Below are 11,305 nucleotides of genomic sequence, written 5' to 3' on the forward strand. Positions count from 1 at the left end.
CCGCCTTTTTAAACTTCTTCTTCGTCCTCTTCTTCTGAAACGGGCTCTCCAAATACATTCGGTGGATCTGGTTGATAATACATCGTTCCTGGCTGTGGTGCATATGCAGACTGAGTTGGTTGGTAATATAAAGGATTCGCATATTGCGGACCGCCTGGTTGTGGACTATATAGTCTACTTTCTCCTCCGCATCCACAATCTTCCTCACCCTGCACAAGCGGCGGCATATTATTATCCATTGGCATCATATTCTGGTTTGGCATAGACGTATATTGCGGTCCGAACGGCGCTCCTTGCTGATATGGCATTTGATATGGATTTGGTTGTTGATAATACGGATTCGGCGGCATCATGGGCTGTTGATACGGCATTTGATAGGGCATCATATTGGGTGGTTGATTGTTATCCATAATCGGCATCATATTCGGCATTTGATTGTTATCCATAATCGGCATTATATTCGGCATTTGATTGTTATCCATAATCGGCATCATATTCGGCATTTGATTGTTATCCATAATCGGCATCATATTCGGCATTTGATTGTTATCCATAATCGGCATCATATTCGGCATTTGATTGTTATCCATGATCGGCATCATATTCGGCATTTGATTGTTATCCATAATCGGCATTATATTCGGCGGCTGGTTGTTATCCATAATTGGCATTATATTCGGTGGCTGGTTGTTATCCATAATTGGCATTATATTCGGTGGCTGGCTGTTATCCATGATTGGCATTATATTCGGTGGCTGGTTGTTATCTATGATTGGCATTATATTCGGTGGTTGGTTGTTATCCATGATTGGTATTTGAATATTTGGCATTTGAATATTTGGCGGTATGACTTGTGGAATAACTACATTTTCTTTCGATACATTTGGCGATACTATATTCCCTACGTTTTCTTTTTTCACTTGCGGTGACACTATATTCCCTACATTTTCTTTTTTCACTTGCGGTGACACTATATTCCCTACATTTTCTTTTTTCACTTGCGGCGATACTATATTTCCTACATTTTCTTTCTTCACTTGTGGCGATACTATATTTCCTACATTTTCTTTCTTCACTTGCGGCGATACTATATTTCCTACATTTTCTTTCTTCACTTGTGGCGATACTATATTTCCTACATTTTCTTTCTTCACTTGCGGCGATACTATATTTCCTACATTTTCTTTCTTCACTTGCGGCGATACTATATTGTTTTTTTTCGTTTGCGGAGAAATGATATTGTTAGGTTTCATTTTACTAATTTGAGGAGCAATTAACTCGCTTCCTTTTTTTATTACATCTGAAATTTTATATTCTTTTTTCGGTTTTATTGGTGGTTGTGGCGGCTGCGGTAATACATTTACCGAAAACTTCGTGTTTTCTTTTTCCGCCGGTTTTTGTTTTTCTATCACAGGTGGTTTTTGAATAACAGACGGTTTTTCAACTGGTTTTTCTTTTTGAATTGGCTGTTCTTTTTGCACCTCTTTTTGCGGTTTCACCTGTACTTCTTTTTGTGGCTTTACCTGCATCTCCTTCTGTGGTTTCACCTGTACTTCTTTTTGCGGCTTTACCTGCATCTCCTTTTGCGGTTTTACTTGCACTTCTTTTTGTGTTTGTTGCATAGCTGGCTGCTGTGTAATTGGTGCTGATTGATACGTAACTTCTTCTTCATCTTCTATTCCAAGCGGAGTTGGTGTTGCTGCAAATTCTTTTTGCTGCACTTCTTTTACGTATTGCTTTGGAGGCGCTGAACCTGCTCCAGCCTGTTGTTTCATGTGAACACTCTTGGATGGCACTTTAATTTTCATACCTGGCATAATTAAATCTGGATTACTAAGTTGTGTATTTGTTTTTTTCAACGTGTCAAAATCCACTCCGTACTTTTTCGCAATTTTCCAAAGGGTATCCCCTTTTTGCACGATATGAATTTTCAAATTTTCCCCCTCCTGTATAACTTATCTATAAGTAACAAATCTCATGAAGTAACTCTTTCTAAATAACATTAACTTCTTTTCACTTTTATCACTTCTTCGATTTTCAATATCATTCGAAGCGGAATAAGCATAAAGAACCACAATGATTTCTTCAAAACAATGTATGCCCATTTCGTTCTCGTTATGATTATATGTATGAAAAAAAGCAACAGGAATACCGTTGCTTTACACACGCTCTAACATACGATTTAATGCAAGAACCGCTTCTGCCGTTACTTGTTTGTCTACGCTAATAACGTTAATTTCTTCTCCTCTTTCTATCGTTTCAAGTGTCCATAATAAGTGAGGCAGATCAATTCGGTTCATCGTTAAGCACGGACACATAAATGGATTAAGTGAAACAATTTCTTTATCTGGATGTTGCTGAATAATTCGGTTCACTAAATTCATTTCTGTACCAATCGCCCATTTGCTACCAGATGGCGCTGATTCAATCATATCAATAATATATTTCGTTGAGCCTGCATAATCTGAAGCAGCTACAACTTCATAGCAACATTCTGGATGTACAATAATATTCATATCAGAATGATTTTTTCGTACGCTCTCAATGTTCTTCACTGTAAAATTTTGATGAACAGAACAATGCCCTTTCCATAAAATTACTTGAATTTCTTCTATATCCCCATCGTACTCTAATGAATCTGTGTGTGGGTCCCATACTGCCATTTTATCTAACGGGATACCTAAATCGTACGCTGTATTTCTCCCTAAATGTTGGTCTGGTAAAAAGACGAGACGTTCTTTTTGAGTAAACGCCCAAGATACCATTTGCTTTGCATTAGAAGATGTTACTGTTGCTCCTCCGTTACGACCACAAAACGCTTTAATTGCAGCTGTAGAGTTCACATATGTTAACGGAATCATCGTATCTCCAAATAATTTCGTGAGCTCTTTCCATGCTCTTTCTGTTTGTTCAATATCTGCCATATCCGCCATCGAACAACCTGCACGCATATCTGGTAAGATGACAACTTGATCATCTGTCGTTAACATATCTGCTGTTTCCGCCATAAAGTGCACCCCGCAAAACACAATATATTTTGCGTCTTTATTGCTCGCTGCAACTTGTGCAAGCTGAAGTGAATCCCCTGCTGCATCTGAAAATTGTACCACTTCATCTTTTTGATAATGATGCCCTGGAATGAATAACATTTTCCCCATTTTCTCTTTAATTTCACGAACACGCTTTTCCATATCTTCCGTTGACATCGTGTAATAACGCTCTGGTAACATCGTTTCAATTGGCTGTACTTGTTCTAAAATACTCATATACGTTTCTCCCCTCTAAGCCACTTTCCTTATCCTTCAATATTGAAACTAATATCAAGTGCTTTCACTGAATGTGTTAACGCTCCAAGTGAAATATAATCTACCCCTGTTTTTCCGTATTTCGGTAAATCTTCAATTGTGATGCCCCCTGAAGCTTCTGTAACGATAGCACTTGGTACAATTTTTGAAAACTCCCGGATTTCATCTGGCGTACGATTATCGAACATAATAATATCAGCACCAGCAGCAACAGCCTCTCTCACCTGTTCCTCAGTTTCTGTTTCTACTTCTACTTTCACCATATGTCCTAACTTCTCTTTCACTGATGTAACAGCTTTTGTAATAGAACCAGCAAACGCAATATGATTGTCTTTAATCATGACACCATCATATAAACCGAAGCGATGATTAAATCCACCGCCGCACACGACTGCATGCTTATCAAACATACGTAGTCCTGGCATCGTTTTTCGCGTATCACAAATGCGAGTATGACTGCTATCTAAAGCAAGAACCGCTTTACGCGTCATCGTCGCTATTCCGCTCATACGCTGAATAACATTTAATATAACGCGCTCTGCTGTTAATAACGATGCAATTGGACCTTGCACAGTTGCAATGATTTCGCCTTTTTCTACAAGGTCCCCATCTTTTTTATGAAGCTCTACTTCAATTCTCTCATCAATTAATTTAAATCCTGATTCAATTACTAAACGTCCTGCAAAGACCCCTGTATCCTTCGCAAGAAACGTTCCTTTCGAAAGCAAGTTATCTGGAAAAATAAGCTGAGATGTTACATCTCTTTCCCCTATATCTTCTAAAAAAAATCGATTTAATGCTTCTTTAACTTTTATCGTGTTCATAAAGCCCCTCTTCCCCTCATTACACAAGTTGTCGTTTTCTCTTTACTCGAACAATCTCTTTCTTTCCTATATTTCTATCTGGATAATCACTCCGGTAATGCCCGCCAATACTTTCTTCTCTTTGCAAGGCTGACACAACTATAAGCTCACAAACCGTTAACATATTAATAAGCGTTATCTCTTCATTCGTAAGAACATCATGTTGTAATATCATATTTCGAACACCATACTTACTAAGCCATCTCTTCGCATAAGATAAACTTTGCTCTGTTCGCACAATCCCAACATATTTCATCATGCATTTTTGTATTTCTTCTTTCGTCGGTAAATGATTCAGAACGATAAACTTTGCTTCCTTTTCGGCTAGCATGTTCACCTTTTCTTTTGTCTCTCTAGATAAAATGTGTCGTCCGATTCTTTTTCCAAACACAAGACCTTCTAATAATGAATTACTCGCTAATCTATTTGCACCATGAACCCCGTTACAAGCTACTTCACCGACTGCGTATAAGTTCGGAATAGACGTCTCTCCATCACAGTTCGTTTTCACGCCGCCCATGTGAAAATGAGTACCAGGCACGACTGGAATAAGTTTTTTATTTATATCGACTCCATTTGTTTTACATATCGATGACACGGTCGGAAAGCGTTGTTCAAAGTTTTGAATCATTTCGATGTTTAAGTACACTTTTTCACCCGCAAGTAGCTGTTCATGAATAGCCCTTGCGACTACATCACGAGGCGCTAAATCCTGTTCGGAATGTATATCCATCATAAAGCGCTGCCCTTTTCCATTTACAAGGACAGCTCCTTCTCCGCGAACAGCTTCGGACACAAGACCAGAACAACGCCCACCCGCGTATAACATCGTCGGATGAAATTGTATAAACTCTAAATCTACAAGCTCTCCGCCTGCACGGTACACCATTGCAAGTCCATCGCCTGTAATCGTCTCATCATTAGAAGTAAAGGCGTATAAACCGCCAATACCGCCTGAAGCTAACACCGTATAATCTGCATTGTAACGTTTCAATTCTCCTTTATTGTTGCGAGTTAAAGCCCCAACACATTTATCTTTTTCTATAATAAAATCGAGCACCATTTCCTGTTCCACTACCGTAACGTATGGAGCTACTTCTTGAATAAGATGCTCTAATAAATTCTTTCCTGTTGCATCGCCACCTGCATGTAAAATACGACGTTTTCGATGCGCTCCTTCTTTTCCAAGATGAGGACCTGTTTCATCTCCATCAAATTTCATTCCATTTTCAATAAGGTTATTAATTTCTTTCGGTCCTTCCTCGACTAAATAACGGACCACTTCTTCATTGTTATAATGACACCCTGCTACTAGCGTATCTTCAAAATGATCATTAGGATTGTCGTATGTAGCTACCGCTGCGGCAATTCCACCTTGAGCTAAATGTGTATTATTATTACGTTTCGTCTCCTTTGTGATAATAATCACATTCTTTTCGTGACAAATCTCTTTTGCAACACGAAGTGCCGCAACGCCACTTCCAATAATTAAGACATCTGCGCTTGGCATAATTGTTGCCTCCTACTTTACACTTTTCAACTGTCTTGACACCTATATTTACATAGTTTTAAAATAATGACAAGAGTTTTTTTATAATTCTTATTTTCACTACCATTTAAAAAGTAAAAGAAATGTAACTCTTACTAGAGAGAGGAACTTACATGATGATATATCTTGACTATGCAGCTACTACACCTATGAGCGAGGAAGCGTTACAAACATATATGAAAGCAGCTTCACAATACTTCGGAAATGAACAAAGTTTACATGATATTGGAGGAACGGCTTCTTCTTTATTACAAGTTTGCCGAAAAACATTTGCGGAAATGATTGGAGGCAAAGAACAAGGAGTATTTTTCACAAGCGGTGGATCGGAATCGAACTATCTTGCGATTCAATCACTTCTAAATGCCCGAAATAAGAAGCATATTATTACGACACCTATGGAACATGCATCCATTCGAAGTTATTTTCAATCTCTAAAATCAAAAGGCTATACGATCACTGAAATTCCTATTGATAAAAATGGACTCATTTGTTTAGTAGATTTAGAGGCAGCTATTACGGAAGATACTGTGCTAGCAAGTATACAGCATGGAAACTCTGAAATCGGAACCGTTCAAAACATTACAGAAATCGGGGCACTTTTAAAAAAATATAATGTTTTATTTCATACGGATTGTGTGCAAACGTTTGGTAAACTGCCTATCCATGTTTTTGAGATGGGGATTGATAGTCTTTCTGTTTCAGCACATAAAATATACGGACCAAAAGGTGTCGGCGCTTGCTACATAAATCCGCAAACTCGCTGGGAACAAGTATTTCCAGGAACTTCTCACGAAAAAGGATTTCGCCCAGGTACAGTGAACGTTCCCGGCATCGCATCTTTTTTAACAGCTGCTGAAAATATATTAAAAACTCAATGGGAAGAAAGTTTACGTTTTAAAGAGTTACGATCCTACTTTTTAGAGCAAATACAAACACTTCCGCTAGAAATTGAAGTAGAAGGTCATTCTACTTCTTGTTTACCACATATTGTTGGGGTTACAATAAAAGGAATAGAAGGTCAATATACTATGCTAGAATGTAATCGCCATGGTATCGCCATTTCCACCGGAAGTGCTTGCCAAGTCGGTAAACAAGAACCTTCGAAAACTATGCTTGCAATTGGAAAAACGTATGAAGAGGCAAAACAATATGTCCGCTTCTCTTTCGGACAACAAACAACGAAAGATCAAATTGATACTACTATTCATGCACTACACACAATTGGAAATCAATTTTATAGAGGTGTTAAATCATAATGAAACAAAATGAACAAAAAAAGATTTTAGGTGAAGAAAGACGACAACTTATCCTCCAGTGGCTTCTTGCTGCAAATGAACCGTTATCGGGGAATGAACTATCGAAAAAGACGAACGTAAGTAGACAAGTTATCGTGCAAGATATTTCCTTGCTTAAAGCACGAAACGAACCAATTATTGCGACCGCTCAAGGTTATTTATATTTAAAGCCACAAGAGAAGCAACAAACTTTTGAACGCGTAATCGTATGCCAACATAAACCAGCAGAAGTACGTCAGGAACTTACAATGCTTGTTGACCATGGCGTTACGATTAAAGACGTAAAAGTTGAGCATCCTGTATACGGTGACTTAACAGCCTCCATTATGGTAAGCAATCGCTTTGATGTAGAGCAATATTTACAAAAAATCGAAAACACAAATGCTTCCTATCTTTCACAACTAACAGATGGTATTCACTTACATACAATCGAGGCAGATTCTAAAGAAAAATTAGATGCTGCTTGTGAGGCGTTAGATAAAGCAGGATTTCTCGTTTATTAATGTAAAGCACAGAGTTTTTATCATTCTCTGTGCTTTTTTAATGCTATAATATTGTAATCAATCGTAAAGGAGATCAAATATGGGAATTGAACTCGTTCACTTTAGCATTGGCAAACCGAAACAAATGAAATATGGCGAAGATAAAGAAATGATAACAGGTATATGTAAAGATCCTACAGAAGAGGCCTTTCTCTCAAAAGACGGATTTCGTGGTGATGACGTAGCGGATTTAAAACATCACGGCGGACCTGATCGCGCTGTTTGTGTGTACCCACACGAGCATTACGCACTATGGGAAGAGGAATTTCAAACTACGCTTCCCGCTTCCACATTTGGTGAAAACATTACCGTAACAAATATGTTAGAGCATGACGTATGCATCGGAGATACATATCAACTAGGCGAAGCAATCATTCAAGTAACGCAAGCTCGCGTACCTTGTAGCACAATTTCAAAACGTCTTGGCATCCCTGGCATACTGCCGCGTATTGTAGCAACTGGATTTACTGGCTACCTATGCCGCGTTCTTCAAGAAGGTACTGTACGTAAAGATTCAAAAATTACATTACTAGAACGTCCATCAAGCAATGTTTCTGTTTTATTCTCTAACGAAATTTATTTTCATAATAGAAAAGATAAAGATGGCATCGAGAAGATTCTTGCTGTTCCAGAACTAGCTGATATTTGGCGTGGTCAATTAGAAGATCGTCTTGCGAAGTTAAAATAAAGTGAAACTTTAATCAGCCCTCACCAATCGGGCTGCCCGGCAAATAGCGGGATAAAGAATCCCACCTTTTGCAGGTGGGATTTTATTAATCTATCAAAAAATATACTAGGCAATGAAATGATATGGACGATTAGGCAAATACAAATATTCCATCTACATCTTACAACCAATAAGAAGAATAACTCCCCAGTACAGTAACAGAAAAACCGAGTGCTTCAAGTTCCATCGTTACGCCTGGCAATAATACGTCATCGTATGCTTTATCGACATCGATTAAGAAAAAGTAATTTCCAAGACCTGTTTTCATCGGACGCGATTCGATTTTTGATAAGTTTAATTTTCTCCATGCGAAAGCTGATAACACTTGATATAGGGCACCTGCATAATCTGCAGGTAACGTTATCATAAGCGTCGTTTTCTCTCCGCAGTTCTCTCCGTTATTCGGGAGTACTGCTTTCTTTTTCTTATGGAGTACTAAGAAACGTGTGTGATTATTTTTATGCGTATGAATACTACGTCTCACAATTGTTAATCCGTATTTTTCTGCAGCCGCTTCATTTGCAATAGCGGCAATTTTCTCTTCAGGATGTTCTTTCACATATTGTGCAGCAGCACTTGTAGATGTCATATCTCGAACAGTTACTCCTTTTAATTCTTCATTTAAAAATTTATGGCACTGTGCAATGGCATGCGGATGAGAATGCACTGCATATACTTCTTCCCACACTTCTGCATACTGCGGATGTACAAGTAAATGCTGCTGAATTGGTACTGTAATTTCTCCTACAATGGAAAGCGGCTGCTCATGTACAAGGTAATCAACCGTTATATTCACTGAACCTTCTATTGCATTTTCTAACGGTACAACTGCGAAGTCTACATTTTCATTTGCAGCTGCATCTATACAATCTGGAATCGTTCGATACGGTACATGCTCTGCTTCCGGAAAAAAACGACTCACCGCCATATTTGTAAATGTTGCTTCTGGTCCTAAATATCCTACTCGAATCATCGTCTTTTCCCCTCTTTTTCGTTTTCTTACTGTTATACCATACTTTTTTATATTCTTCTATGTAAATTTCGAATATTTAAAAAAGACTAGCATTCGCTAGTCTAAATGTTTCTTATACTCTCTTTGAGCGAAGAAGAAATAAATGATACATGCTGCGATATAAAACAGAATGAACAAACCTACTTTTCTGAATGATCCATCCATAAAAAGCGTATTATGAAACGTATATAATGCAACTGCACTATGCATACTCCCTACTATAATTGGCGCAAAAAATAGCATACATAATTGCCAACGAGAAATTTTCCATACTTCTTCCTTCGTCATTCCAAGTTTAGAGAGTGCACCATACTGCTTTCGGTCCGATGCAATATTATGGAACCATTTAAAATACACGATACTACATGAAGTGAGAAAGAATAATATACTAATAAATGAGCCTACAAATAGAGTAATATCGCCGCCTTCTTTCATATTTACATACAACTCCATATTGCTTCGAAATGCATTATTATTATCTTGTTTTATATGTCTCCGTAAATCTTCATTTAATTTCTTCGTCTTTTCGATATTTGATAATGTGTAGCCTCTATATATCATTTTTTCAGAATCAGGAACCTGATTTGCTATACTGTCAAAATCTTCATCATTCATAACGAAGAACAGACCATTAATGTACGAAGGGTGATGGTTAAATTGAACCCCTTCTTTCTGACCGTTAAATACGAATTGATATGGTTGATTCATTACTTGCAATTGAATCTCTTTTTGATTATATACATTCGAATTATTGTATTTATTATAATAAACGAGTGTCACTGTACCTTTTTTAGGACGATACGTTTTCTGTCTTTGTTTCCTTGCTTCTTGGTTATATTCACTTTCTTTTATAAGCGGTACTATTGTTGTTTCTCCCTTATTAGACTGAAAGGATGCATAAACTCCAACAAAACTCATATATTGAAAATCATCATACTCATATTGATGCAGTAATTTTTCAACCGCACCTTCCTCAAAGACTTCATGAGTAGAAATACCTTTTTCTATGTACGAAAACGAGTGTACCCCTCCAGTTCGCCACATATCTTGCATGCTAGAAAAATATAAGAACACCGTACCTGTTGCTGTAACTACAAACGTCGTTGCCATAGACATCAGAAAGAAAAAGCGACCATTTTCCTTCATTCGATGTGACAATTGATTCACTATAAATAAATACGGATATGTATACATAATCTTTTTATTTCGCTTTATCATTTCTAACACTTGGGTAGCTCCATGTTTAAAAGAAAAGTACGTTCCAAAAAAGACAAGTATAGACACAGGGAAAAAGTATATTGCTATCGTAGTCATCGTCACTTGTAGCGCCAACGCATACCCGCCCACTAAACAAGCAAAACCGAATAAACAAAGCCACTTTGATGTTTTCTTCTCTTTTTTATCTGTTCGAAATTCTTTCAATAACCGAATGATTTTTATATTCCATATACGTAAAGCACTTATAAAAGATAACAAAATAAAAACGACCATATATGTAATAAATGTTACACCAATCGCCCTTACGTCAAATATCACAGGGAGTTCTTTCGGAAGCCCCAGTAACATACTAAATACCATGAAGAAGAGCTTTAAAAAGATCAAGCCCAGCCCTATACCGAAAATATTAGCAAAAATTCCAATTAATATTTGCTCGGTCATAATTACTCCTATTACGTTAGACTTCGTTGCTCCCATTAACATATATAACCCTAATTCTTTCTTACGTGCTTCTATGAAAATAGAAGTAGAGTACAAAATAAATATGACGAAAAAAGAAATGATTATAACATTACATATGATAAGTCCCCAACGTACGTTTTGATACCACATCGTCTCTTGCATATACGGATGCACAATGACAGACATATATGCGTAAGAAGCAAATATTGCAAAACAACTACTTAAGAAAAACACTTTATAATTACGCCAATTTCCTTTTATATTTTGCAGCGCTAGTTGCCAAATGTTCATCTATCGTCCTCCTGTAACTTACTACATAGGCAAAAAGCTAG

Annotated in this window: 8 protein-coding genes and 1 pseudogene; 3 read left to right on the forward strand and 6 right to left on the reverse strand. The window is 37.4% G+C overall.

Going from position 1 to position 11,305, the window contains the following annotated elements:
* Nucleotides 1–1,777: 1,777 nt before the first annotated feature.
* The 4 genes and pseudogenes from safA to nadB form a co-directional block, all read right to left on the reverse strand.
* Nucleotides 1,778–1,934 (reverse strand): annotated as a pseudogene (gene safA / locus ACTL4X_RS22405) (SafA/ExsA family spore coat assembly protein); the annotation flags it as partial.
* A 225-nt stretch (nucleotides 1,935–2,159) separates the two neighbouring features.
* Nucleotides 2,160–3,266 carry a quinolinate synthase NadA gene (nadA, locus tag ACTL4X_RS22410; RefSeq protein WP_000025339.1) on the reverse strand — a complete coding sequence of 369 codons (1,107 nt, stop codon included), beginning with the start codon at nucleotides 3,264–3,266 and terminating at the stop codon, nucleotides 2,160–2,162.
* Between the two features lie 29 nt (nucleotides 3,267–3,295).
* A complete protein-coding gene (nadC, locus tag ACTL4X_RS22415) occupies nucleotides 3,296–4,129 on the reverse strand; it encodes a carboxylating nicotinate-nucleotide diphosphorylase (protein WP_001092227.1) in 834 nt (277 codons plus the stop codon).
* A 19-nt stretch (nucleotides 4,130–4,148) separates the two neighbouring features.
* Nucleotides 4,149–5,678, reverse strand: a complete 1,530-nt coding sequence (nadB, locus tag ACTL4X_RS22420) for an L-aspartate oxidase (RefSeq protein ID WP_001138533.1) — start codon at nucleotides 5,676–5,678, stop codon at nucleotides 4,149–4,151.
* A 152-nt stretch (nucleotides 5,679–5,830) separates the two neighbouring features.
* On the opposite strand from nadB, the gene ACTL4X_RS22425 reads away from it, so the two are divergent.
* The 3 genes from ACTL4X_RS22425 (at nucleotide 5,831) to ACTL4X_RS22435 (ending at nucleotide 8,242) form a co-directional block, all read left to right on the forward strand.
* The gene (locus tag ACTL4X_RS22425) at nucleotides 5,831–6,973 is read left to right on the forward strand and encodes an IscS subfamily cysteine desulfurase (RefSeq protein WP_000973775.1); all 1,143 of its coding nucleotides are present in this window, start codon (nucleotides 5,831–5,833) and stop codon (nucleotides 6,971–6,973) included.
* Entirely contained in the window at nucleotides 6,973–7,515 is a 543-nt protein-coding gene (locus ACTL4X_RS22430; protein ID WP_000812275.1) for a transcription repressor NadR, read from the forward strand. Before ACTL4X_RS22425 ends, ACTL4X_RS22430 begins: the two co-directional genes overlap by 1 nt.
* A 79-nt stretch (nucleotides 7,516–7,594) precedes the next feature.
* Nucleotides 7,595–8,242 (forward strand): MOSC domain-containing protein, encoded by a 648-nt coding sequence (locus ACTL4X_RS22435; protein WP_000510666.1) that lies wholly within the window; start codon nucleotides 7,595–7,597, stop codon nucleotides 8,240–8,242.
* A gap of 160 nt (nucleotides 8,243–8,402) precedes the next feature.
* On the opposite strand, the gene pheA is transcribed toward ACTL4X_RS22435, so the two are convergent.
* Nucleotides 8,403–9,254, reverse strand: a complete 852-nt coding sequence (gene pheA, locus ACTL4X_RS22440; protein WP_000621704.1) for a prephenate dehydratase — start codon at nucleotides 9,252–9,254, stop codon at nucleotides 8,403–8,405.
* Nucleotides 9,255–9,350: 96 nt separating this feature from the next.
* The gene (locus ACTL4X_RS22445) at nucleotides 9,351–11,264 is read right to left on the reverse strand and encodes an ABC transporter permease (RefSeq protein WP_071740491.1); all 1,914 of its coding nucleotides are present in this window, start codon (nucleotides 11,262–11,264) and stop codon (nucleotides 9,351–9,353) included.
* Nucleotides 11,265–11,305 lie beyond the last annotated feature (41 nt).

The organism is Bacillus sp. RE35, assembly GCF_052146655.1.
Classification (GTDB): domain Bacteria; phylum Bacillota; class Bacilli; order Bacillales; family Bacillaceae_G; genus Bacillus_A; species Bacillus_A cereus.

Excerpts from the sequence above, each read along its gene's own strand:
- ACTL4X_RS22430 (WP_000812275.1), top strand. The coding sequence starts at position 6,973 with ATGAAACAAAATGAACAAAAAAAGATTTTAGGTGAAGAAAGACGACAA.
- pheA (WP_000621704.1), bottom strand. The coding sequence starts at position 9,254 with ATGATTCGAGTAGGATATTTAGGACCAGAAGCAACATTTACAAATATG.
- ACTL4X_RS22435 (WP_000510666.1), top strand. The coding sequence starts at position 7,595 with ATGGGAATTGAACTCGTTCACTTTAGCATTGGCAAACCGAAACAAATG.
- ACTL4X_RS22445 (WP_071740491.1), bottom strand. The coding sequence starts at position 11,264 with ATGAACATTTGGCAACTAGCGCTGCAAAATATAAAAGGAAATTGGCGT.
- nadA (WP_000025339.1), bottom strand. The coding sequence starts at position 3,266 with ATGAGTATTTTAGAACAAGTACAGCCAATTGAAACGATGTTACCAGAG.
- nadC (WP_001092227.1), bottom strand. The coding sequence starts at position 4,129 with ATGAACACGATAAAAGTTAAAGAAGCATTAAATCGATTTTTTTTAGAA.
- ACTL4X_RS22425 (WP_000973775.1), top strand. The coding sequence starts at position 5,831 with ATGATGATATATCTTGACTATGCAGCTACTACACCTATGAGCGAGGAA.
- nadB (WP_001138533.1), bottom strand. The coding sequence starts at position 5,678 with ATGCCAAGCGCAGATGTCTTAATTATTGGAAGTGGCGTTGCGGCACTT.